The sequence below is a fragment of the Legionella birminghamensis genome (assembly GCF_900452515.1).
GTDB lineage: Bacteria > Pseudomonadota > Gammaproteobacteria > Legionellales > Legionellaceae > Legionella_C > Legionella_C birminghamensis.
Genome location: NZ_UGNW01000001.1, coordinates 396,687 through 420,318, shown reverse-complemented (window position 1 = coordinate 420,318; position 23,632 = coordinate 396,687). Strand labels below are relative to the sequence as shown.

The window sequence follows — 23,632 nt, the reverse complement described above, 5'->3', positions numbered from 1 at the left end:
GCCTGCAGTTCTGTCTGCGTCATGAATAAGTCGATTATTTGATTAATTTGACAACGACACGACGGTTAGCCGCCTGGCCTTCCTCTGTATCATTGGATTCCGCGGGTTTTGTGGCTCCATACCAGGTCACAGTTAACTCATGTTTATCAATCCCTTTACTGCTCAAATAGCGGCTAACAGCCTCCGCCCTATCTTCTGACACAGCATTATTATAAGATTTTCGTCCTGTACTGTCGGCATATCCTGCAATTGCTATTTTTTTGATTTGGGCATCAGCACGGAAGTATTCGGCCACCTTGTCCAGCTGTTTTTTCGCAGCTTCACTCAACTCTGCCTCATCGGTATTGAAGAGGATAACCGTAACCGCAACACTTTGAAAAGTATAATCAAGAAGATTGCCCAGGCATTCCTGGTATTTTGCATAGGGTTCCTGAAATTTGACTGGCGACAGAATTACCGATACGGCAAATCCCTCTTCAGAGTGGTACTGGAATTTCGTTATGAAGCCCCGGGACAAATAGGTCAGCGCCTTGAGAGCAGGCTCCCTTTTCAAGAATACGCCATATTTCCCTGGACTTATTGCAGTTTTAGAAATTAAAAAAATTGGACCATGCGGTTTCCACATTGGCGGGCCTGCGAAAAAAGTCGCTTGCAGTGGTCTCTCGACCTGCTGCCATTTCGTCATTATGAAATGTGGAGGCCTCGCGGCATACTGCTCAAAATAAGCTATCCCAAAATTTGGAACGGTTAATGATAGACCGCAGCGTAATTTACTCCCCGTCATTTTCCAGTTCTCTGTTCCCAGAGGGCTGACGTACTCAACATGCAGAGGAACCGAAAAAGCTGGCGCACTCACCAGGCTTAATAAAAACAGACAAAGCGGTATTCTGCCGAAAAATCGTACTTGTGTCATTTTTTGCTCATCCACATCACGAAAGCATGTTATTCTTCTTTATCGGCAATTCTCAGAGAATCTTTATCTTGAAGACTATCACCATTACAATGCCTGACGATTGGCATGTACATTTTAGAGACGGTATTGTATTAAAAGACACAGTCAATGCAACTGCCAAACATTTTGCTCGAGCGTTGGTTATGCCCAACTTAAAACCAGCACTGACTACACTTGAAGCAGTCCTTGCCTATCGTCAGAGAATTATGGACGCTTTGTCAGAGAGTGCTGACTTTAATCCGCTGATGACTTTCTATCTTAATGAGAGCGTATCGCCTGGTATATTGGATAAAGCCAGGCAGTATGATTATATCCTTGGTGCAAAACTGTACCCCGCTGGGGCGACGACTAACTCTGATCAGGGTGCAAAATCAATCAGTAGTTTATATCCATTACTTGAAGTGATGCAGGACAGAGATCTGGTGCTGCAAATTCACGGCGAAACCGTAGAAGGTGACATTTTTGAGCGCGAAGAGGATTTCATCATCAATTATCTGGCCCCAATTTTAAGCAATTTTCCAAAACTTCGTATTGTCCTAGAGCATATTTCCACAGCAAAAGCGGTCGAATTTGTTCAAGATGGCCCGCAAACTCTCGCCGCAACCATCACCCCACATCATTTACTCTATAATCGAAATCAGTTGCTGGCGGGCGGTATTAAACCGCATTATTATTGCCTGCCTATTCTTAAACATCGCAAGGATCAACTTGCCTTGCAGGCTGCAGCTTTCAGCGGTAACCCCCGATTCTTTGCCGGTACTGACAGCGCCCCCCATGCACTCCATAATAAAGAATCAGCCTGCGGCTGTGCGGGGATTTACTCCGCTCCTTATGCCGTTCCGTTTTATACTAAACTTTTTGATGAGGGAAGCAAACTGCCATTACTTAATGGGTTTCTGTCTCAATATGGCGCTGATTTTTACAAGCTGCCGCGGAATAACAGGCAATTACACTTAATTAAAAAAGCGCAAACGATCCCCGCTTTTCTAGCTTTGGGTACAGATAAAATTGTACCAATGGCAGCGGGAGAGGTTTTATCTTGGAGCGTCGATGTCTAAATTTGTAGAAACTTATGGGGAGCAACTTAAAGAACGGTTCAGGGGGTTTTTACCGGTCATTGTAGACTTGGAAACCGCCGGGATCAATCCCAGACTTAATGCTTTGCTTGAAGTGTGCATTGTACTTATCAATCGTGATGAAAACGGGCATTATCACCGTGAATCCACTCATTTTGAGCATATCATTCCTTTCGAAGGTTCCGAACTTGATCAGAAATCACTGGAGTTTATTCAGGTTGATCCTTTCCAACCGTTGCGATTCGCAATAGAGGAGAAGCAGGCGCTTTCCAATCTGTTCAATCCCATTCAACAGGCACTGAAGAGAAATCATTGCCAACGTGCGGTACTTGTAGGACATAATGCCTGGTTTGATTTATTATTCATCAAGGAAGCGGTCGAGCGAACTGGAATCAAATCCCCCTTTCATGCATTCACCTGCTTTGACACAGCAACCTTATCCGGTCTTTTTTATGGGCAAACTGTTTTGGCTAAGGCAGTCAGAGCAGCGGGCCTGGACTTTAATACGCAGGAAGCACATTCAGCAATTTATGATGCTGAAAAAACTGCCGATCTTTTCTGCAAGATGTTAAATACCTGGCACGGTTTCTTTAGATAGATATTGCTGGGCTTTACAGCCCAGCCTGCATATTATTCTTCTTCGCCGGCGGGCTGCTCTGAACCGGCATCCGCTGTTTCAGTCTCCGCTGAATCAGCTTCAGGTGCAGGTGCTGCCTCAGGCTTGTCTTTCCACTCCAGTTTGATACGGCCTTGCTTGTCAATGCCGGCAACCAGCACTTCAATCTCCTGGCCCTCACTGAGAACAAATTCAACTTTCTGGGAGCGGTCGCTGCATATTTGAGATATATGCAATAAGCCGTCTTTTCCAGGGAGCAGATTGATAAAGGCACCAAAATCAACAATTTTGCTTACTTTACCACGGTAAATTTGTCCGACTTCCACCTCGGCAACCAAGGCTTTAATCTGACGTTGCGCTTCTTCGAGAGCCATTGCATCAGGAGAGAATAGCTGAATGACACCTGCATCATCGATATCGATAGAAACACCAGTGCTTTCAATCAAGCCTTTAATCGTTGAACCGCCTTTACCAATAACAGTTCGGATTTTATCCTCTGCAACCTTCATAGTACAAATACGTGGGGCATGCTGAGATAACTCATCTCTATGTTCTGAAAGGGCATTATTCATTACACCCAGAATGTGAAGACGGCCTGCTTTCGCCTGTTCCAACGCCTGCTCCATAATTTCCCTGGTGATACCGGTAATCTTGATATCCATCTGTAAGGCAGTTACACCTTTTTCTGTTCCAGCTACTTTAAAATCCATATCCCCAAGATGATCTTCATCACCAAGAATATCTGTGAGCACTGCAAAACGCTCGCCTTCTTTAATTAAGCCCATTGCCACCCCGGCAACCGGTGCTTTAAGGGGTACACCAGCATCCATTAAGGCAAGGCTGGTACCACAAACGGTTGCCATAGAGCTTGAGCCATTGGATTCCGTAATATCAGATACTACCCGCAGAACATAAGGAAACTCGCTTGCGCTGGGGAGCACTGCAATAAGGCTGCGCTTTGCCAAACGGCCATGACCAATTTCACGACGCTTCGGACTGCCAACCATACCCACTTCGCCAACAGAGTATGGAGGGAAGTTATAGTGCAGCATGAAGCGGTCTCTGGATTCACCAGTCAAGCTATCCAGAATCTGTGCATCACGATCATTACCCAAAGTCGCAGCAACAATTGCCTGCGTTTCTCCCCGAGTAAACAACACAGAACCATGCGCCCTTTCCAGGAACTTGGTGCGGATTGAAATCGGTCTTACTGTCTGCTGATCACGTCCATCTATACGTGGCTCACCATCAAGAATGCGATTACGAACAATCTCTTTTTCCAAAGCATTCATTGCTTCGCCGATTTGAGCAGGCGTTATTTCGCTTGCCTCACCGCCAATATTTTCATTGAGCATCGCCCTGATATCGTCAAGCCGCTGATAGCGTTGCTGTTTATCCTTGAGCAAATAGGCTTCGGTGATACTTTCTCTTGCTAATTCGTTTACACGCTGAGCCAACTCTTCATTGGCGGGTTTCATAGCCCAGTTCCAAGGAGTCTTGTTGACCTCTTTAGCTAACTCCTTAATGCCTTGAATGACGGATTGCATCATTTCATGGCCATAGAGTACTGCACCTAACATAATTTCTTCAGATAATTCGCTAGCCTCCGATTCCACCATCAGGATAGCATCCTGAGTGCCCGCTACAACCAAATCCAGATCCGATTCCTGTAATGCCTTGTAGCCAGGGTTTAGCAAATATATACCGTCCTTATAGCCTACTCGTGCGGCACCAATTGGACCTTGAAAGGGTAAGCCGGAGATAGCCAGAGCGGCGGAAGCGCCTATCATTGAAACGATATCCGCAGGGGCATCGGGGTTAAGCGACAATACGGTGGCAATAATTTGAACTTCGTTGGAAAAGCCCTCTGGAAATAGTGGTCGCAAAGGTCTGTCCATCAAACGCGAAGTCAATGTCTCATGCTCGCTGGGCCGTCCTTCCCTTTTGTTAAAACCACCAGGGATTTTGCCGGCAGCATAGCTTTTTTCCTGATAATTCACTGTCATTGGAAAAAAATTATTGGATTCAGCGCCTTCTTTTTTTCCGACAACTGTCACCAATACCTGTGTACCCGCCAGATTAGCCAATACAGCGCCATCCGCTTGCCTGGCAATTTCACCGGTTTCCAAAACCAGGCAATGCTCACCAAAACGTATTTCTTTTGTAATTTTGGACACGTGTTTTACCTCGTTTAATTATTATGAAAAAAAAGGCGCAGAAAACTGCGCCTTTCATTTAGGTCAAATATATAAAGAGTCTCTGACATTAATTGAAACCCTGAATTAATAAGAATCTCTCAATCCAAGACTTTGGATTAAAGTCTGATAACGATTTGAATCATTATCTTTTAAGTATTTCAGGAGCTTTCTTCTTTTGTTAACTAACGCTTGCAAGCCACGTTTTGAATGAAAATCTTTACGGTTTGCTTTAAAGTGTTCAGTTAAGTATTTGATACGCCCAGTAATCAGGGAGACTTGAACCTCTGGAGATCCTGTGTCATTGTCAGCTCGTTTAAACTGATTGATGATTTCTACTTTTTGTTCGCTGCTTAGCGACATTGTTCACTCCTGGATATAAGCTAAGTGTGGGTATTAAAGGGGAGCATTCTACCAAGACAATAGAAAATAAACAAGTATTGGATAATGCATTGCTATACTTTAGTGAAAAACTTATGCAAAAACAACTCTTTTTGCTAATTTCGTATTTTTATTTTTGCTTTTTTATATCTAGGCTGGGCTTTACAGCCCAGCCTACGCTTGGGTTGGTTAAAATGCCAGCAATCGCTTAACTTGCAGACAGCCATTTTCAAGTAGCTCGCCAATACCTGTGAATTGGCCATCACTGCTGTAAAGACGTGACAAGCCGGTATGATTATCAATAGTTCGTTGAACAATTTTTCCCTGACGCAGATGCTGTAGCTCTTCATCATTTAATTCGACTAAGGGCAAATGCGCAATCGCATTTTCCATAGGCAATAACAGTGGCTGCAAATCATCGTGGTTAGCCAACTCCTCAAAACTATACATTGGCATTTGATTAAAACCAGCCGTATGTAAACGATGTAATTGCGTCATATGCGCATAAACGCCTAACATTTCACCAATGTCTTCAATCAGGGAGCGTATATAGGTTCCTTTACTGCAACTCACTTCAATTGAAAAATCACTGCCGTCAAAATGCAGCAGCTTGATGTAATAAATATCAATTGTCCGTTTCTTTCTTTCGACTGTCTGGCCCCGACGAGCATATTTGTAAAGTGGCTGCCCCTGATATTTCAATGCGGAGTACATTGAGGGTGTTTGCTCAATTGAGCCAATGAATTGGCTTATTACAGCTTGTAATTCGATCTGACTGATAGACGGTAGGCAAGAAAGCTCCGCTATAATACTTCCGGTGGAATCACCGCTGTCAGTTTTTATACCCAAACGGCCTGTGGCCTGGTACGTCTTATCGGCATCCAGCAAATACTGGCAAACTTTCGTCGCCTCACCGAAGCAAAGTGGTAACATACCGGTAGCCAATGGATCCAGGCTGCCCGTATGCCCTGCTTTTTTGGCATTTAATAATCGCTTTGCTTTTTGTAGAACCGCATTTGAAGACAAGCCCTGTGGCTTATTAAGCAAGAGAATACCGTTCACAGGCTGCGGTAGATCAAGTCTCTTCATCAGGCTCCGCAGGGTTTACTTCGTCAATCAGCTTGCTTAGCCGACGCCCATATTCGATGGACTCGTCATAAACAAAATGTAACTGCGGAACAGTACGCAATTTAACGGAACGCGCCAGGGCGCTTCTTAAATAACTGGCTGCAGCATTCAGGATTTCGGCAGTCAATTGTACATCATGATTCAACACCGTAAAGTACACTTTTGCATGGCCCAAATCGGGAGAGACTTTAACATCAGAAACAGTCACAAAAGAAGGCAAACGAGGATCTTTCACCTCCTGCTGTATCAGTTGTGACAATTTCCGCTGCAGCATTTCTGCAACACGATCTACTCTTTTGAAATTACTCATAAATCACGTTTTATTTCAATGGTTTCAAACACTTCTATCAGGTCGCCTGGCTTCACATCATTGTAATTTTTAACGCCGATACCGCACTCAAATCCCTGCCGGACCTCAACCACGTCATCTTTGAAACGACGAAGTGACTCAAGCGTACCCTCGTAGATCACCACATTATTACGCAATACCCTGATTGGATTATTACGTTTAACCGTTCCTTCAATGACCATACAACCAGCGATCGCACCTAATTTGGGTGAACGGAAGACATCGCGAACTTCAGCGATACCGACGATTTCTTCTTTAAATTGCGGTGCCAGCATACCGGTTAATGCGCCCTTGACCTGATCAACAATGTCGTAAATTACACTATAGTAATTCAGTGACACACCTTCCAACTCGGCTAGGCGTTTGGCACCTGTGTCTGCGCGCACGTTGAAACCTATTAATATTGCATTTGAAGCGATAGCCAAATGCACATCTGATTCTGTAATACCGCCTACACCATTGGCAATGATTTCTACTTTTACTTCTTCAGTAGAAAGCTTGACCAGCGCATCTGCAATAGCTTCAACAGAGCCTTGAACATCCGCTTTAAGGACAACATTCAATACCTTGGCCTCAGTCGTCGTCATATTTTCAAAAATCCCTTCAAGAGAGGATTTTTGACGTCTGGCTAATTTCACATCACGGAATTTGCCTTGTCTGAACAGAGCAACTTCACGCGCTCTTTTCTCATCAGGAACCACGACAGCTTCATCGCCTGCATGCGGGATGGCTGATAAGCCTAAAACCTCTACCGGAATAGAGGGGCCGGCACTGTCGACCAAAGAGCCATTATCGCTGACCAATGCCCTGACCCTGCCATATTGGAAACCGGCAAGCAGAATATCACCTTTATGCAGCGTTCCGCTCTGGACCAGTACCGTTGCAACGGGGCCGCGTCCCTTATCAAGACGTGATTCAATAACCACACCTTTCGCAGCACCGTCAGTGGGGGCAGTTAGCTCCAGTACTTCCGACTGCAATAAGATGGCATCAAGCAATTCATCAATCCCTGTCCCTGCCTTGGCAGAGATTTTTACAAACATGTTATCGCCGCCCCAGGCTTCGGGAATCACATCATAGGCTGATAGTTCATTCATAACCCGATCCGCATCCGCATCCGGCTTATCCATTTTGTTGACAGCAACAATAATGGGCACATTGGCGGCTTTGGCATGTTGAATAGCCTCAATGGTTTGCGGCTTGGCGCCGTCATCGGCTGCAACGATTAACACCACGATATCAGTCGCCTGCGCACCGCGGGCACGCATGGCAGTAAAGGCCGCATGTCCTGGTGTATCCAGGAAGGTAATTTCACCCTTTGGCGTTGCAACGTGGTACGCGCCAATGTGCTGCGTGATCCCGCCCGCCTCACCAGCAGCCACTTTGGTACGGCGAATGTAATCCAGTAAAGATGTCTTCCCGTGGTCTACGTGACCCATAATAGTTACTACAGGTGCACGTTCTACACTATGGCTTCCCTTACTCAGGGCATCACCAAGATTTTGTTCAATAGCATCTTCTTTCAGGATACGTGCTTTATGCCCCATTTCCTCAACCACAATAAGCGCAGTATCCTGATCGATGACCTGGTTAATGGTTGCCATTGCACCAAGCCCCATCATGACTTTTATTACTTCAGCCACTTTGACTGACATTCGTTTAGCCAGCTCGCCAACGGTAATGGTTTCAGGTATTGCTACCTCCCGAACGACCGGTGCAGTTGGCATCGCGAAACCATGGGTTAATGCTTCTTCCGCTTCCCTGTATTTATCTGATTTTTCATTCGGCTTTCGTTTTTTCGGCTTGCTGCGCTTGAAACGAACACCGCCCTCGTCATCCTCGCGGTCAGACATTTGCTGATATTTAGGTTTCTTCTTACCACGCTTGTAGTCGCTTTTGTCGCTCTCCATTTCTTCTTTTTCTACGTGACGCTTTTTGGCTGGCTTTTCCAGCTTTTCGTCATTATTACGCTGTGGAAGTGTTTTAGGTGCAGATTCAACCTGCGTTTCGGGAATTGGGCTTAGCTCTGTTTCTACCTTAAAACTGGATTCTTTTTCAGTCTCTGCGATTTCTGGCTCAGCAAGCAATTCTGGTTCGGCTTGTACTGCCGGTTCGGCAGCAGCTGCAGTCACATCCTCACTGATAACAGCATCAACTGCTGCTTCTAAAGGGGCATTGGTTGCCTGCGTGGTTTCTGGCTCATGCTCAACCGATTCAGTTACGACTGGTGCTTCGTCAATTTCTGCCTCTTGCTGCTCCAGCGCAGAACGCTTGACATAAATATGCTTTTTTCTAAATTCGACATTAACGGTTTTGCCGCTATGGATATCATGCCCCACGGTGACCTTGGTAAGGCTTTTGCGTTTGAGCGTTATACGCTCTGGACTTGCACGCAATTCACCACGGCTGCTTGTTTTTAAGTGATTGAGTAATATTCGCTTCTGATCTTCATTTACAGTTTGAGTACCATCAGTAAACGATAGCCCCGCCTCCTGCAACTGGTTTAACAGGCTCTCAACCGGGATACCCACGACCTGAGCTAATTGTATAACCGTTACATCCGCCATATTTATGATCCTCTTTTGGCAACTTCAATCAAATTGCTTTGTTCTAAATATTCATTTTTTACTGGCTGAGCGTATTTATACACGCTCAACATATCTTCCCGGTTGCAAGCTTCTTATTAGCTAAACCAGGGCTCACGTGCTTTCATTATTAAGGCTGCAGCCTTCTTCTCAGTCATACCTTCAATGTCCAGCAGCTCATCAACAGATTGCTCTGCCAGATCGTCCATTGTTAATATTCCTCTTTTATTCAGTGCCTCCGCAATTTCGGTTGTCATTCCTTCCATTTCCAGCAGGGAGTCATCATTTTGTGTATCTTTTAAGTCCTGGCCAGAGGAAAGCGCCTGGGCAAGCAATGTATCGTTAGCCCGGTTCCTTAACTCGTCTACAATTTCCTCATCAAATTCTTCAATGCTCATTAACTCTTCCTTGGGAACGTATGCAACTTCTTCCAGGGATGAGAAACCATTAGCAACGAGAAGGCTGGCTATTTCTTCATCAATGTCCAAAGACGAGGTGAACAAATGAACTATCTTGGTAGACTCTTCCTGTGTTTTGGCATTGAACTCATCAACCGTCATCACGTTTAAGGTCCAGCCTGTGAGCTGACTGGCCAGTCTTACGTTTTGCCCATTGCGTCCAATAGCCTGTGACAATTGTTCCTTTTGTACCGCCAAATCCATTGTGTGACTATCTTCATCAACAATGATAGACGAAATATCAGCTGGCGCCATTGCATTAATGACTAGCTGAGCCGGATTGTCATCCCAGAGGATAATATCAACACGCTCACCGCCCAGTTCGCTGGACACAGCCTGAACCCGTGCACCACGCATGCCCACACAGGCGCCGACAGGATCAATACGACCATCATTTGTCTTCACAGCAATCTTTGCCCGAATACCCGGTTCTCGGGCAGCTGCTTTGACTTCTATCACATTTTCGCCAATTTCTGGCACTTCTATTCGAAATAATTCGATAAGCATTTCATTTCGAATGCGGCTAACGAATAATTGGGGACCTCTGGATTGCGGGGTAATCTCATAAAGATATGCACGCACTCTATCGTTGGGCCTGAACATTTCATTTGGCAGCATTTCCTGGCGCGGCATAAATGCTTCTGCTTTTCCGCCCAAGTCTATAATGATATTGTCTCGAGTTACCTTTTTGACTGTACCATAAACCAATTGGCCATGCTTGGCGCGAAACTGCTCAACAATTTGCTGACGCTCTGCTTCACGCACTTTCTGCATGATAACCTGACGTGCTGTCTGAGCGGCAATACGCCCAAATTCAATGGAAGGCATCGGCTCTTCAATTTTATCGCCGATTTCGATAGATGGTGAGCGCTCTTTTGCAGCAGATAAGGCAATTTGTGCCGCTGGATTTTCGAGTTCATCATCAGCAACAACATCCCAGTACCGGTAGGTTTCGTACTCGCCTGTTTTAGGATCAAGCTTGACGCGTACACCCATATCGTGTCCCGAAAGTTTTCGAGTAGCTGATTCAAGAGCTGCCTGAATGGCTAACAACACGACATCTTTAGTTACCCCTTTTTCGTTGGATAATGCCTCTGCCACTAATAACAATTCTTTACTCATGCCTGCCTCACTCGCCTATCAAATTAGCTTTTATAATATCGGAAAATGGTATTTCCAGATGTTCGTCTTCCACTTTAAGAACTACAGAATGTTCCTGAACGCTTTCAATAATAGCGTCTATTTTTTTTCGCTTTCCATCAATCGCTTTTCTAAGTTTCACATATACTTCATGCCCTACATACATCAGATAATGTTCTTTATGGAACAATGGGCGTGGTATGCCAGGAGATGAAACTTCAAGGCTGTAATTTCCGGGTATTGGATCTTCAACGTCAAGTAATGCACTAACCTGCTTGCTAACCAGTTCGCAGTCCGATAACCCTATTCCTTCGGGCCTGTCTATGTAAACTCTTAGCAGGGAATGCTTGCCCTGTGGTAGGTACTCACAGGCCCATAATTGATATCCTAGCTCACTCACAATCGGGTATAACAAACTTTCTATATCATTTTTTATCATAGATAACTTCAGTTTAATTTAAATCATTGTTTTCAGGGATTGCTCTCTTCCTTCGCTTTAATCAGTAATCTGACATTGCTAAAAGCTTATAACGAAATGATGGCTTTCAGCCTTGATTCAGAATAGTAGGAAATAGTCACCTCTCGGCTTTAAGAGTGTATATTGACGTTGGAGTGTTATCTCATATACTCCAATTACCCATGCATCAATGATTTGACATTTCCTTTTGCTTATATGAAAACTTTTATAAGGGATGTCGATAAATGAGATCCGTTTTTTACATAATAAAAAACCCCATAAATGGGGCTTTTAATAGTGGTAGCGGGGGCAGGATTTGAACCTACGACCTTCGGGTTATGAGCCCGACGAGCTACCAGGCTGCTCCACCCCGCATCAACTGAACCAAGTATACGCAGCATTTATTAACTGTGCAAGTACTTTCTTCCATTATTGACGAATATTTACAACTGTTTATTAAGGAGCAGCTTGAGATAAGAATTTTCTGCAGCACAAATACTAGCGCAACTATTAGTAGAATATTAAATGGTTGCTAAAAGGTGAATTAAATAAGAAATAGCGTAAACAGAAAAACCTTGATAAGCAATGCTCATCAAGGTTTCATTAGGCTTGCATCATCCTGAAAAAGCATTAACACAGGCAGTTAATAATCCAGTAGGGAATAAACCGAGTGCTAGCAAAGTGAGGCAATTGGCAGAATACAAAAAAGTAGCCGGTGCCGATAATCGAATAGGAGATGTTTCCTCCATCTCATCAAAATACATTACTTTCACGATACGGATGTAGTAGTAAGCACCAATTACGGCAAACATTAAACCGAAAACAGCAACCCAGGTTAAATGCACATCAACCAGGGCCTTAAGCACTAACAGTTTCGTGAAAAAGCCAACTGTTGGCGGCACGCCCGCCATGGAGAACATTACTATCAGCATCATAAAAGCCATCCAGGGATTACGTTTATTTAGCCCCCTTAGATCGCTAATCTGTTCAATTTCAACACCGCTTCGAGAGAGCAGAAGAATTAATCCAAATGCAGCCACGGTCATAATTGAATACATTAGGACATAAAACAACGCCGCAGAATAACCAGCTGCATCGCCCGCCAGAATTCCAAACAATGCATAGCCCGCATGAGAAATTGCAGAATAGGCCAGTAAGCGCTTCAAATTGGTTTGAACGACGGCCAGTAAATTACCGATACCCGTTGAGAGTAAAGTAATCACAAGAAGCAACTGCTGCCAGTCCGCTGCCAAATCAACCAGACCAAGTGTCAATAATCTGAATGTCATACCAATGGCCGCAATTTTTGGTGCAGTGCTGATAAAAAGAGTAACTGATGTTGGCGCTCCCTGATAAACATCAGGCGCCCACATATGAAAAGGTACTGCAGCAAGCTTGAAGGCAAAACCAGCTACAATGAACACCAGTGCAAAGCTTAATAAACTCCCTTGCTCCTGCCAGTTGACAGCAATTGCATTGGCAATATCCAGCAAATCAAGCTTCCCGGTAGCGCCATATACCAGTGACATCCCGTAGAGCAGCATTCCAGAGGCTATTGCACCCATTACAAAATACTTCATAGCAGCTTCCGAAGCATCGCTGTTGGTACGGCGAATCGCAGTCATTGCATATAGCGGCAAGGATAATAACTCCAGGCCAAGATATACCGTCAGTAGTGAGTGTGCCGACACAAGTATCATCATGCCGAGGCAAGAAAAGAGACCCAATACATAATAATCACCGGCAGGCATTTGACGCTCATCGATGTATCTTTCTGAATAAGCAAAACCAAGGAAAACGCTTAGCAGAATAAATATTTTCATTAAGGCAGCTACATCATCGCTGATAAAAAGTCCACCCAGAATAACAATTTTAAAATTCCCTAAAAGGAAATAGCAGACAATACCGGCAAGCACCAAACCAGCGAGGCTAATGCCATAAGCCAGATTCCTTATTTTTTCCTTGAAAAACAGATCGCCCAGCAGTGCCAGTAAAGCTGTTATTAGTATGATTATTTCTGGTATTGCGACATGTAGATTGTCAAGTAAAGGCATCATGTTTATTAACCCTGCATTTTATAATTTTGATTTGTCAGCCTGCGCTAATGTATAGCTAACAGACTGATGAACATAATCAAGGACTGGCTTTGGATAAATTCCCATTAGTATGACCATTATTGCCAATAGAACGTAGGCGCTGGTTTCATAAATGGAAAGATCTTTCAAAGCGGCGACCTTCTCATTGGCAATTTTGCCAAAAATGACGCGCTTATACATCCACAGTGTATAGGCAGCTCCAATGATTAGAGTCATGGCCGCCCAGAATGCAACCCAGAAACCCGCTTTAATACTACCTAGAATTACCATAAACTCGCCAACAAATCCGGATGTTCCTGGCAGACCTGCATTGGCCATGGCAAACAGCATAAAAAAGGAGGCAAAAACAGGCATTGTATTGACTATACCGCCAAAATCGCTGACCTTTCGGGTATGCATTCGATCATAAAGGTAGCCTACTCCGGCAAACATGCCACTGGAAACAAAGGCATGAGAGATCATGACCACAATAGCTCCCTCGAGCACCAGCCCTGCATTACTCAGGCCAGAACGTTCTGCAATAGTAAAAATTGTAAAACAGCCTAAAGTTACAAAACCCATATGCGAAATTGATGAATAGGCAATAAGGCGTTTCATGTCTTTTTGGATAATGGCAACCAGACCCACATAGACAACAGCGATCAACGATAGCGCGATCATTAGTGGTGCATAGTGCCTGCACGCATCTGGGACAATCGGCAATGCAAAGCGGATAAATCCGTAAGCCCCGAGTTTTAGCAAGATTGCAGCAAGCACTATTGAGCCGCCGGCCGGCGCTTCAGTATGTGCGTCAGGCAACCAGGTATGCACCGGAAACATTGGGATTTTAATTGCGAATCCAAGAAAGAAAGCAATAAAGATTAATGTCTGCGCAGTCATACCCAATCGGATCGCATAAAATGTCTCAATTCTGAACGAACCAACGGTATAGCCCATATATAAAAAGGCAGCGAGCATTAAGACTGAACCTAGAAAGGTATACAGGAAAAATTTAATGGCGGCATAAACGCGGTTATCCGAACCCCAGATTCCAATAATCAGATACATCGGGATAAGTGTAGCTTCCCAAAAAATGTAAAAGACAATAGCATCTGTCGCGGCAAAAACACCGACCAGCAGACCCTGCATAATCAGAAATGCCGACATGTATTGCGATACACGTTTGTGGATGCTCTCCCATGTCGCCAGAATAACGATTAAATTAGTGAATATGCTTAATACGATCAACAGCACCGATAAGCCGTCGACTCCCAGACTGTAATTGATTCCTAACGAGGGCAACCAGACGATTTCCTCAACGTACTGCATGCTGTATGTGTTTGGGTCAAATCCGCTTATTAATGGAATACACATTAACAGCGTCAGCAGCACAGTGAATAAGGACACATAGCGTGCAGTATTAGGATTGTTATCATCTCCAGTGAGAAATACAAATATACCGCCAACAATGGGTAACCAGATCAATAAATTCAGCAAATGATACATACCTTCACCTTATAATTAGCCTAATAGCAGCCAGCATAAGAAAATAAAAAGACCCAGTACCATAACTGCAGCATAATGGTAAAGGTAACCACTTTGGAAAGCTCGTCCTTTCTGAGCAAACCAGCGAACTGTATGACCAGTTCCATTGACAATTAATCCATCAATGAGCTTTTGATCGCCAGTGTTGTAAAAGAACCGGCCTAATGCCTTACTTCCGCGAACAATAACCAGATCATTAAATGCATCAAAGCCATATTTATTTAACAAGACCTTATAAAGCCATCTAAAGGTATGCGCAATTTTGGCGGGAATACCAGGCAGCGCAATATAGCACACCCAAGCAAGGATAATCCCTGCAACTGTTAACCAGAATGTAAGAGTCATTGGCGCTTCTAAAGCGGATAATGCGGGAGAGTGCACTTCTTTAGCTAGTTCGGCCATTACATTATGCTCTGGCAATACAAACAAGGAGCGAGCCAGTAGACTGGGGGTATCAAAAAGCATCGGCATATACAGGATGTAACCAATAATTACAGATGGGATGGCCAGAATTACCAACGGCAGCCAGACAACCCATGGGGATTCATGGACATGCTCTTCCGTGTGCTTATCCATACGTGGCTTTCCGTGGAAAGTCATAAACAAAGCACGGAATGTATAAAGTGCAGTCACCATTGCCCCAAGGCTGACACAGAAGTAGGCATAGCCGCTTCCAGGAATTTCAGAAAGCTTGGCAGCTTCGATAATTGTATCTTTGGAGAAGAATCCAGCAAAAGGCGGAATCGCACATAATGCAAGACTACCAATAACAAACGTGACATAAGTAATTGGCATTTTTTTCCATAAGCCTCCCATGTTTCTCATGTCCTGCTCATGGTGCATTGCAATTATTACAGAACCAGCTCCCAGGAATAACAGGGCCTTGAAACATGCATGGGTTAGCAAATGAAAAATCCCGGCGCTATAAGAAGATACTCCCATAGCAACCATCATGTATCCTAGCTGCGATAAAGTTGAATAGGCAACCACGCGCTTGATATCATTCATTACTATCGCGAGAATTCCTGTAAACAGTGCGCCTGTCGCACCAATTACAGTAACCACTGTTAAGGTGGTAGTCGAATACTCTATTAAAGGAGAAATACGGGCGACCATAAAGACACCTGCCGTAACCATTGTTGCCGCATGAATTAATGCGGAAATGGGTGTTGGACCCTCCATTGATTCAGGAAGCCACACATGCAAAGGGACTTGTGCCGATTTACCCATAGCCCCGACAAACAGGAGCAAACAGCTAACGGTTAATACGGACCAGTCGTGTCCCGTATACAGTTGTATAGTCTGTGTAGATAGGGCTTTTGCTCCGGCGAAAATGGTTTCGTAGTCAAGTGAGCCAGAATAGGCCAGGATCATTCCAATCCCCAATACAAAACCAAAATCGCCGACCCGGTTGACCAGAAAGGCTTTTAAACTCCCCTCAATAGCAGACTCTTTTTGATACCAGAAACCGATAAGCAAGTACGAAACGAGACCTACGCCCTCCCATCCAAAAAAGAGTTGCAGGAAATTATTTCCAGTAACCAGCATTAGCATCATAAATGTAAACAGTGAGATATAGCTGAAAAAGCGCTGGTAGCCATCGTCATCAGCCATGTAGCCAATAGAATAAATATGTACAAGCAAGGATACGAATGTGACCACAACCAGCATGACAGACGTGAGGGGGTCAATCAGAAAACCAATGTGAAACGCATAAGGAAATAAGGCGCCACCACTAGCCCAGGTATACAAATTGACATTTTGTATTTCGGCAGCACCGCTGAGAATCTGTGTTGCAACAATTACAGACAATATAAATGAAAGCCCCACGCCGGCTATAGTTACTGTATGTGCACCTACTCGACCTATCTGATTGCGGAACAGACCGGCCACAAGACTTCCGATCAGCGGCGCCAGTACAATTATTAGACATAGCTGAATAATATTCACAATTTTAACCTTTTAAATGATTCATCTTATCAACATCAATGTTACCTCTGTTGCGGTAAAGTAACATCACGATCGCCAAACCAATTGCGGCCTCAGCAGCTGCAACAGTAAGAATAAAAAATACGAATACCTGCCCTGCAATGCCGCCATAATAATGTGAAAATGCAATGAAATTGGTATTTACAGCCAACAACATAAGCTCTATACAAACTAACAAGAGGATCAAATTTTTGCGATTCAGCATAATTCCTACAAGACTAAGCCCAAAAAGGATTGCACTTAGAATGAGGTAATGATTAATTGGTACCATGGACAATTCCCAGTTATTTTTCTGTTTTCATTGAAATGATGCTCACCCGATCCTGCTTACGTGTCATGATCTGCTTTGTGATATCCTGACGCTTGGATCGGACGGCTCCTCGATGAGCCAAAGTAATTGCAGAAATAATGGCTACAAGCAGCAGTACCGCTGCAATCTCAAATGCAAAAACATAATCAGTAAATAATGCCATACCGATAACTTCCGTATTTGACGGTTTAGCAACAACAGCAGGCGTATCTTCACCATCACTGTAAGTCGCACTGCTCGTACTCACCACCGGTGTCTGTTCTACACTGTTTTTATACCAGGCATCTGGTACTGCAACCAGCAGCAAACCTACAAGCAAAGCCACGATAATTAATCCAAAAGGCATATAGCGTATAAAATGTGATCGCATGGACTCGATATCAATGTTAAGCATCATGACAACAAACAGGAATAATGTCATGACAGCACCAACGTAAACCAAAACCAAAATCAGGGCCAGGAACTCTGCTGATAGCAAAATCCATAATACGGCACTCGCAAAGAATGTAAGAACAAGAAAAAGCACACAACGGACTGGGTTATTCTGCGTAATTACCATCAATGCGGATAAAACTGCAATTGCAGCAAACACATAAAAAGTAACTGGTACTATTAAGTTATGCATAAAGCGCCTCGTTATCGGAAATCTTTGTCTTGTTCACGATCTGCAGCAAGGCGTTTTTCCATCAGGTCGCCTACTGCCAACAATTTTTCTTTCGTTAATATATTCTGACCGCGTTCAGCGACATGCCAATGTTGAATCGGGGTTAGCACGATCGAATCAACAGGGCATGATTCTTCGCATAGGCCACAATAGATGCACTTGAAGGCGTCGATATCATAACGAGTTGTTCTGCGTGAACCGTCTTCTCTTGGCTCGGATTCGATGGTAATAGCCGAGGCAGGGCAGACAGCTTCACATAATTTGCAGGCAATGCAGCGCTCTTCGCCATTTGGATAGCGTCGCAGCGCTAACATCCCGCGAAAGCGTGGCGAAATCGGCGTCACTTCTTCGGGAAATTGCACGGTAAATTTTTTCTTGAAAAAATATTTACCAGTCAGCTTCAAACCGGAGAGCAACTCCAAAAGCAGAAAACTGCGGATGTAGTGTTTTAAATATTGATATGCTTTTTTCATTAGCTTCTGCTCTGTACGATTAAAACCAGGGTTTAACTTGGGCTACCACCATTAACGCAGTAACCACTACCCACACAATTGTTACTGGGATCAGAACCTTCCAGCCCAATCGCATCAATTGATCATAACGATATCGAGGGAATGTTGCCCTGACCCACAAATATACAAACAGGAAAAAGGAAATCTTCAGAAGCAGCCAAACAAAACCGGGAACAATTAAAAATATATTCTCAAGTACAGGCATTCCTTCAAAGGGAGAAAGCCAGCCACCCAGGAAGAATAATGTAATGGCGGTCGAAATCAGAATCATACTGGCATATTCTGACAAGAAGAACAAGGCAAAGCCAATACCAGAATATTCTACGTGAAAGCCAGCTACGATCTCTGATTCTCCTTCGGCCAGGTCAAATGGAGCACGATTCGTTTCGGCGATACCGGCAATCCAAAACACCAGGAAAAGCGGTAATAGAGGTATAAACCACCAATGATAAATACCGCCCTGCTGAGAATTGACGATATCAGTAATGTTCATGCTGTTGGAAGCAAGCAACACACCTACCAGGGCAAATCCCATTGCAATTTCATAGGAAACTGTTTGGGCGGTGCTTCGCAATGCGCCAAACATGGCATACTTGGAATTAGACGCCCAGCCGGCAATTAATACACCATAAACCCCAAGCGAGCTCATCGCGAAAAGATACAATACACCTGCGTTTATATTGGCGAGAACCATACCTTCCGAGAAGGGAACAACCGCCCAACCCGCCAAGGCAGGCACTAAAGCAAATAAGGGTGCAATCACAAACAAATACTTGTTTGATTTGGTTGGTACAATTATTTCCTTGGTAATCAGCTTGAATAGATCAGCAAAAGGCTGAAGCAGCCCTTTAAATCCAACACGGTTCGGACCAACGCGGATCTGAATATATCCAATGACCTTACGCTCCGCATAAGTTAAATATGCGACAGCAATTAAAAGGGGAATAACAATAATCAGGATTTTAATTACAATCCACAGCAATATGCCTATATCATGAAGCATTTTTATACCTGTCTAGCGCTTAATAGTGATTGCAGAAAATGAATGTCCGAGATCAACTGTCTCCGGCATTGCATTCGCTACCCAAACTACATCGGGTGCTACTCTCTCATCGCGTTTAAGCGGCAATGTTATCTCAATATCTCCTTGAGAAACAGTAGCAAATTCATCTAATTTTAGTCGACTGGCTGTAATTGGATTAATCTTTATACAAGCAGACTCGGCAGCCGCACATGTTTGTAATGCTTCTGCATTTCGAACAATCTGATCATTTCGATAGAGCGGCCATTCCCCGACACGAGTCAAATGCTGATCAGCAACCGGCAACGATTCTGGGTAATAAGGATGGTACTCATCCTGGTGCATCATTGCAGTCAGATGTTTAATCTCTTGTAATACTTCCTCTGAAGAGGTATACATAAAATCTTTGCAATGCAACAGATTTGCTAACACACGCAATACCTTCCATGCTGGGCGTGCCTCGCCAAAGGGAGCATATGCGCCCTGCACTGTTTGCCAGTGGTGATCAACGTTGATATAGGTTCCTGAAGTTTCTGCATAAGGTGCAACAGGAAGAATAACGTTGCAATAATCACGCATTGACTCATTATCAAATGCAGAAAGCATCACTACGAACTCTGCACCGAGCATGGACTGTCTGGCCCGGTATGGATTGGCAAAATCAAATCCAGGTTCTACTGCATGCAGCAAATAACCTTTTAACTTATGTTCGAGTGCAGAATGAACATCGAGTCCTGTAGGCTCAACACGTTTTCCAGCAACAGTTCGGTCTGGCAGCATACCGGCCAGCCTTGCGCCTGCTGCATTAGCTCCGGTCGAGAACCAGATAACCTTTATCGAAGTATGTGTTTCAATTATATGAACTAATGTCCTGATAAGGCTTGCTTCAGGATGATTTTCACTAATTGCACCTAACAGTATAACCGAGTTACCCTCACTTAATCCTGTGGCTATTTCCTTCAAACTGTGCTCAGGCTCAAGTCCTAAAATCAGACGTTGGATTTCGGCAGACAGATTGGGCAAGTCACCCATTAACAGCTTAATTAATTTGGCCAGCTGCATTGGAATTTCCTGTGGTGATACGATGCTCCTGGCAGCCAGTTCAAAACGAAAATCATAATCAACCGCATTGATGCTGTATATTCTGGCATTATTGCGAAATGCTTTGCGCACACGCAGGCCTGCAAGAGGGATTTCACGATCAATATTGCAGCCGACCAGCAAGATATTCTGCGCATTTTCAATTTCATGATAGCGGAGGCTATTTACTTTTTGCGTCGGTAAATAATGCTGATCACGGAAATCAGATTGCTGCAGGCGATAGTCGAGATTATGTACACCTAACTCCCGCATCATCTTTTGCAGAAGATATAATTCTTCCAGGGTATTTGAAGCGGAAGAGAAGGCAGCAAACTGTTCCGGTCCATGCTGCTTAATGAGTTTGCTAATTCCTTCAGCTGCAAATTTTAACGCAGTCTCCCAATCGGTCTCTTCCCATTGACGGTTACGCTTAATCAAGGGTTGAGCCAGTCGGTTGGGACTAGTTAAGCCCAAGTAGCTGTATCGATCACGATCAGAAAGCCAGGTTTCATTAATACTTTCATTTTCTCTGGGCACTGCGCGCATTAACTGATTGCGGCGAACATGCACATAAACGTTGGAGCCCAGACAATCATGCGGGGCGATAGTTTCATACTGATCCATTTCCCAGGGACGCGCCGTGAACCGATAGGGCTTTGATGTTAATGCCCCTACAGGACATAGATCGATAACATTTCCTGAAACTTCGGAAGTGATGCTGTGCTGGATATAGGTGCCAATTTGAGTTTTTTCTCCACGGCCTGTGGCGCCCAGTTCACGCAATCCTGCTACTTCTTCTCCGAACCGTACGCAGCGCGTACAATGGATGCAGCGTGTCATTTCTGTGGCAATGAGCGGGCCAAGATTATCATCATCTACGGAGCGTTTTTCTTCGCGGTATTCCGAAGAATCGTGTCCAAAGCCCATGGAAACATCTTGCAGCTCACACTCTCCCCCCTGGTCGCAGATAGGACAATCCAAAGGATGATTGATAAGCAGAAACTCCATCACCGCCTGTTGTGAACGTAAGGCCTCTTCGGATTTGGTAAATACTTTCATTCCGTTGGTTATAGGCGTGGCGCATGCTGGTACCGGTTTTCGGCCATTTTCAACCTCAACCAGACACATTCTGCAATTGGCAGCAACTGATAACTTTTTGTGATAGCAGAATCGCGGAATATAGATACCGGCTTCATCTGCCACTTCAATAATCATCTTGCCGTTATCGGCTTCAAGAGTTTTTCCGTCAATTTCAATGGTTGCCATTGTTTAAACCTTTTCAATTATGCTGCGACGATCGAGCGTTTGTGCTTAATGAAATAATCAAATTCATGATAAAAGTGTTTTACAAAACTTTGGACAGGCCATGCTGCCGCCTCACCAAGAGCACAAATAGTACGTCCTTCAATTTTATCTGCAACATTAGCCAACTTTTCAATATCGCCCGGCTCTCCATGGCCATGGCGAATGCGGTGGATGAGTCTGACCAACCAGCCTGTACCTTCACGGCAAGGTGTGCATTGCCCGCAGGATTCATCCATATAAAATTCGGAAATACGATAGAGTGCATCAACCATGCAAGTTGTTTCGTCCATGATAATTACAGCCCCGGAGCCAAGGCCTGAGCCGGCTTTCTGAATGCTGTCGTAATCCATGTCCAGTCCCATCATGACTTCACCAGGCAGTACTTTCATAGAAGTTCCGCCGGGGATGACCGCTTTGACTTTGCGATCCATGACTACTCCGCCAGCCAGTTCAAGTAATGTTTTAAAAGGTGTACCCAAAGGAATTTCAAAGTTACCGGGTCGATTGACGTGACCACTGACGCTAAAGCACTTTGTCCCGCCATTATTAGGCTTGCCCAGCTTTAGGAACCATTCGCCGCCCTTTTCCAGTATCACCGGCACAGAGGCAAAGGTTTCCGTATTATTAATCGTTGTCGGCTTTCCATATAAGCCATAATTTGCAGGAAATGGCGGCTTAAATCGAGGCATACCCTTTTTGCCCTCAATGGAGTTTAGCAGGGCTGTTTCCTCACCGCAGATATATGCACCGGCGCCCAAATGATTGTACAAATCAAAATCCACGCCGCTGTTTAATATATTCTTGCCCAGCAAACCCGCTTCATAAGCCTCGAGCAATGCATGCTCTGTACGCTCATAAGGCAGCCAGAATTCACCACGAATGTAATTATACCCTACCGTGGCACCCATAACGTAACCGGCAATAGCCATCCCTTCAATTAACTGATGGGGATTCAAGCTTAGGATTTCCCGGTCCTTACAAGTTCCTGGTTCCCCTTCATCCGAATTGCAAACAACATATTTTTGCACAGGCGCATTGCGGTTCATGAAACTCCACTTGAGTCCGGTTGGGAAACCAGCACCACCGCGACCACGCAAGGCTGAGGTTTTCAACTCATCAATGATCTGCTGAGGCGGAGTTTTTTCAGCCAAAATACGCTTCCATACACTATAACCACCTATACTTTCATATGCCTTTAAGGTCCAGGGTTTGTCTAAGTGAAATGTACGGTAACAGACTAGATTTTGTTCAACCATGACAACTACCTCTATCTTTCATTGGTATTGTTCCAAAATTTGATCAATTTTCTCAGTAGTCAGGTCTTCGTGATAAGTTTTGCCAATTTGCATCATCGGTGCATTCACACAAGCCCCAAGGCATTCAACTGAACGTAAAGTAAAGCGTTTATCATCTGTTGTCGCGCCCAGCTTGATGCCAAGTCTGGACTCAAGATACTCAACTACTTCTGCTGAACCACGCAATTTGCACGAGATATTCGTGCATACATTTATAAGATGTTTACCCAGCGGTTTATGCTCATACATAGAGTAGAAAGTTGCAACCTCATAGACTGCAATCGACGGCATCTCAAGATAATCGGCAACAGCGTCCATCAACTCTGGTGTCAGGAAATGATGTTCTTCCTGAACAATCCGCAGAGCGCTCATCACAGCCGATTGTTTTTGGTCAGCAGGATATTTTTTTATCCATTGGTCAATTTCATCAATTCGCTTTGATGTAACCAGTTGACATAACAACTTACCTGAATTTTCAGACATACTAACTAGCCTTAAC

At 44.3% G+C, this 23,632-nt stretch carries 18 protein-coding genes, 1 tRNA gene and 3 pseudogenes; 2 read left to right on the top strand and 20 right to left on the bottom strand.

The features are described 5' to 3' along the window. Positions 1-34 precede the first annotated feature (34 nt). Entirely contained in the window at positions 35-913 is an 879-nt protein-coding gene (locus DYH42_RS01800; RefSeq protein ID WP_058523323.1) for a flagellar protein MotY, read from the bottom strand. A 68-nt stretch (positions 914-981) separates the two neighbouring features. On the opposite strand from DYH42_RS01800, the gene pyrC reads away from it, so the two are divergent. Both pyrC and rnt read left to right on the top strand, forming a co-directional pair. Beyond that, the gene (pyrC, locus tag DYH42_RS01795; RefSeq protein ID WP_172464981.1) at positions 982-2,010 is read left to right on the top strand and encodes a dihydroorotase; all 1,029 of its coding nucleotides are present in this window, start codon (positions 982-984) and stop codon (positions 2,008-2,010) included. Further along, on the top strand, positions 2,003-2,626 hold the full coding sequence (rnt, locus tag DYH42_RS01790; protein ID WP_058523322.1) for a ribonuclease T: 624 nt from the start codon (positions 2,003-2,005) through the stop codon (positions 2,624-2,626). The genes pyrC and rnt overlap by 8 nt, the downstream gene beginning before the upstream one ends. Positions 2,627-2,735: 109 nt before the next feature. On the opposite strand, the pseudogene pnp reads toward rnt, so the two are convergent. The 19 genes and pseudogenes from pnp to nuoE form a co-directional block, all read right to left on the bottom strand. Then, a pseudogene (gene pnp / locus DYH42_RS01785) lies at positions 2,736-4,821 on the bottom strand (polyribonucleotide nucleotidyltransferase); the annotation flags it as partial. Positions 4,822-4,926: 105 nt separating this feature from the next. After that, positions 4,927-5,202: a 30S ribosomal protein S15 gene (gene rpsO, locus DYH42_RS01780; RefSeq protein ID WP_058523320.1), complete on the bottom strand. Its 276-nt coding sequence runs from the start codon at positions 5,200-5,202 to the stop codon at positions 4,927-4,929. A 207-nt stretch (positions 5,203-5,409) separates the two neighbouring features. Continuing rightward, positions 5,410-6,309 carry a tRNA pseudouridine(55) synthase TruB gene (gene truB / locus DYH42_RS01775; RefSeq protein WP_058523319.1) on the bottom strand — a complete coding sequence of 300 codons (900 nt, stop codon included), beginning with the start codon at positions 6,307-6,309 and terminating at the stop codon, positions 5,410-5,412. Further along, entirely contained in the window at positions 6,296-6,658 is a 363-nt protein-coding gene (gene rbfA, locus DYH42_RS01770) for a 30S ribosome-binding factor RbfA (protein ID WP_058523318.1), read from the bottom strand. Before rbfA ends, truB begins: the two co-directional genes overlap by 14 nt. After that, positions 6,655-8,652: pseudogene (infB, locus tag DYH42_RS01765) on the bottom strand (translation initiation factor IF-2); the annotation flags it as partial. The gene rbfA and the pseudogene infB, both read right to left, overlap by 4 nt. Positions 8,653-8,909: 257 nt before the next feature. Continuing rightward, positions 8,910-9,264: pseudogene (locus tag DYH42_RS16905) on the bottom strand (translation initiation factor IF-2 associated domain-containing protein); the annotation flags it as partial. Between the two features lie 116 nt (positions 9,265-9,380). Next, positions 9,381-10,862 (bottom strand): transcription termination factor NusA, encoded by a 1,482-nt coding sequence (nusA, locus tag DYH42_RS01760; RefSeq protein ID WP_058523316.1) that lies wholly within the window; start codon positions 10,860-10,862, stop codon positions 9,381-9,383. Between the two features lie 7 nt (positions 10,863-10,869). Continuing rightward, positions 10,870-11,319, bottom strand: a complete 450-nt coding sequence (gene rimP / locus DYH42_RS01755) for a ribosome maturation factor RimP (protein WP_058523315.1) — start codon at positions 11,317-11,319, stop codon at positions 10,870-10,872. A gap of 316 nt (positions 11,320-11,635) precedes the next feature. Further along, positions 11,636-11,712: transfer RNA gene (locus DYH42_RS01750), tRNA-Met, on the bottom strand. Between the two features lie 239 nt (positions 11,713-11,951). Then, entirely contained in the window at positions 11,952-13,394 is a 1,443-nt protein-coding gene (gene nuoN, locus DYH42_RS01745; protein WP_058523314.1) for an NADH-quinone oxidoreductase subunit NuoN, read from the bottom strand. 18 nt (positions 13,395-13,412) lie between these two features. Beyond that, the gene (locus DYH42_RS01740; protein ID WP_058523313.1) at positions 13,413-14,918 is read right to left on the bottom strand and encodes an NADH-quinone oxidoreductase subunit M; all 1,506 of its coding nucleotides are present in this window, start codon (positions 14,916-14,918) and stop codon (positions 13,413-13,415) included. A gap of 15 nt (positions 14,919-14,933) precedes the next feature. Continuing rightward, entirely contained in the window at positions 14,934-16,907 is a 1,974-nt protein-coding gene (gene nuoL, locus DYH42_RS01735; protein ID WP_058523312.1) for an NADH-quinone oxidoreductase subunit L, read from the bottom strand. 4 nt (positions 16,908-16,911) lie between these two features. Further along, positions 16,912-17,217, bottom strand: coding sequence for an NADH-quinone oxidoreductase subunit NuoK (gene nuoK / locus DYH42_RS01730; protein WP_058523311.1), 306 nt, complete (start codon positions 17,215-17,217; stop codon positions 16,912-16,914). A 13-nt stretch (positions 17,218-17,230) separates the two neighbouring features. Further along, positions 17,231-17,881, bottom strand: coding sequence for an NADH-quinone oxidoreductase subunit J (locus DYH42_RS01725; RefSeq protein WP_058523310.1), 651 nt, complete (start codon positions 17,879-17,881; stop codon positions 17,231-17,233). Positions 17,882-17,892: 11 nt separating this feature from the next. Continuing rightward, complete coding sequence (nuoI, locus tag DYH42_RS01720; RefSeq protein WP_058523309.1) at positions 17,893-18,393, bottom strand: NADH-quinone oxidoreductase subunit NuoI; 501 nt, start codon at positions 18,391-18,393, stop codon at positions 17,893-17,895. Between the two features lie 19 nt (positions 18,394-18,412). Continuing rightward, positions 18,413-19,435, bottom strand: coding sequence for an NADH-quinone oxidoreductase subunit NuoH (nuoH, locus tag DYH42_RS01715; RefSeq protein WP_058523308.1), 1,023 nt, complete (start codon positions 19,433-19,435; stop codon positions 18,413-18,415). A 12-nt stretch (positions 19,436-19,447) separates the two neighbouring features. After that, the gene (gene nuoG, locus DYH42_RS01710; RefSeq protein ID WP_058523307.1) at positions 19,448-21,799 is read right to left on the bottom strand and encodes an NADH-quinone oxidoreductase subunit NuoG; all 2,352 of its coding nucleotides are present in this window, start codon (positions 21,797-21,799) and stop codon (positions 19,448-19,450) included. A gap of 17 nt (positions 21,800-21,816) precedes the next feature. After that, positions 21,817-23,094 (bottom strand): NADH-quinone oxidoreductase subunit NuoF, encoded by a 1,278-nt coding sequence (nuoF, locus tag DYH42_RS01705; RefSeq protein ID WP_058523306.1) that lies wholly within the window; start codon positions 23,092-23,094, stop codon positions 21,817-21,819. Positions 23,095-23,112: 18 nt separating this feature from the next. After that, positions 23,113-23,616 (bottom strand): NADH-quinone oxidoreductase subunit NuoE, encoded by a 504-nt coding sequence (nuoE, locus tag DYH42_RS01700; protein WP_058523305.1) that lies wholly within the window; start codon positions 23,614-23,616, stop codon positions 23,113-23,115. Positions 23,617-23,632: the final 16 nt, after the last annotated feature.

What these genes read in the sequence shown, in the direction of transcription:
- DYH42_RS01800 (WP_058523323.1), bottom strand. Translation starts at nt 913, where the DNA reads ATGACACAAGTACGATTTTTCGGCAGAATACCGCTTTGTCTGTTTTTA.
- rnt (WP_058523322.1), top strand. Translation starts at nt 2,003, where the DNA reads ATGTCTAAATTTGTAGAAACTTATGGGGAGCAACTTAAAGAACGGTTC.
- rpsO (WP_058523320.1), bottom strand. Translation starts at nt 5,202, where the DNA reads ATGTCGCTAAGCAGCGAACAAAAAGTAGAAATCATCAATCAGTTTAAA.
- truB (WP_058523319.1), bottom strand. Translation starts at nt 6,309, where the DNA reads ATGAAGAGACTTGATCTACCGCAGCCTGTGAACGGTATTCTCTTGCTT.
- rbfA (WP_058523318.1), bottom strand. Translation starts at nt 6,658, where the DNA reads ATGAGTAATTTCAAAAGAGTAGATCGTGTTGCAGAAATGCTGCAGCGG.
- nusA (WP_058523316.1), bottom strand. Translation starts at nt 10,862, where the DNA reads ATGAGTAAAGAATTGTTATTAGTGGCAGAGGCATTATCCAACGAAAAA.
- rimP (WP_058523315.1), bottom strand. Translation starts at nt 11,319, where the DNA reads ATGATAAAAAATGATATAGAAAGTTTGTTATACCCGATTGTGAGTGAG.
- nuoN (WP_058523314.1), bottom strand. Translation starts at nt 13,394, where the DNA reads ATGATGCCTTTACTTGACAATCTACATGTCGCAATACCAGAAATAATC.
- DYH42_RS01740 (WP_058523313.1), bottom strand. Translation starts at nt 14,918, where the DNA reads ATGTATCATTTGCTGAATTTATTGATCTGGTTACCCATTGTTGGCGGT.
- nuoK (WP_058523311.1), bottom strand. Translation starts at nt 17,217, where the DNA reads ATGGTACCAATTAATCATTACCTCATTCTAAGTGCAATCCTTTTTGGG.
- DYH42_RS01725 (WP_058523310.1), bottom strand. Translation starts at nt 17,881, where the DNA reads ATGCATAACTTAATAGTACCAGTTACTTTTTATGTGTTTGCTGCAATT.
- nuoI (WP_058523309.1), bottom strand. Translation starts at nt 18,393, where the DNA reads ATGAAAAAAGCATATCAATATTTAAAACACTACATCCGCAGTTTTCTG.
- nuoH (WP_058523308.1), bottom strand. Translation starts at nt 19,435, where the DNA reads ATGCTTCATGATATAGGCATATTGCTGTGGATTGTAATTAAAATCCTG.
- nuoG (WP_058523307.1), bottom strand. Translation starts at nt 21,799, where the DNA reads ATGGCAACCATTGAAATTGACGGAAAAACTCTTGAAGCCGATAACGGC.
- nuoF (WP_058523306.1), bottom strand. Translation starts at nt 23,094, where the DNA reads ATGGTTGAACAAAATCTAGTCTGTTACCGTACATTTCACTTAGACAAA.
- nuoE (WP_058523305.1), bottom strand. Translation starts at nt 23,616, where the DNA reads ATGTCTGAAAATTCAGGTAAGTTGTTATGTCAACTGGTTACATCAAAG.